Raw genomic sequence first — 300 nt, forward strand, 5'->3', positions numbered from 1 at the left:
ATTTGTTTTATGAATCACTATGGACCAACCGAAACCACGATCGGTTGTATGGCAACGGAAATCGATCGACAAGAAATGATAGAGCATGGAGTCATGAATATAATCGGAAAACCATTAGCAAATGTCAAAGCCTATATGTTGGACCCACAACAAAACCTTTGCCCAATCGGAGTAAAAGGGGAGCTGTATGTGAGTGGGGCAGGAGTAGCACAAGGATATTTGTATAATCGAGAATTAACCGAAGCGAAGTTTCTTGATAATCCTTTTGAGCCAGGAGAGCGGATGTATCGTACTGGAGAT

At 42.0% G+C, this 300-nt stretch carries 1 protein-coding gene; it reads left to right on the top strand.

The genetic code is table 11. The features are described from left to right. Nucleotides 1-300, top strand: a 300-nt coding sequence (locus tag Q1A47_RS20685) for an AMP-binding protein (RefSeq protein ID WP_299632770.1), incomplete at both ends; no start/stop codon positions are given.

Source organism: uncultured Virgibacillus sp., assembly GCF_947495635.1.
GTDB lineage: Bacteria > Bacillota > Bacilli > Bacillales > Amphibacillaceae > Virgibacillus > Virgibacillus salarius.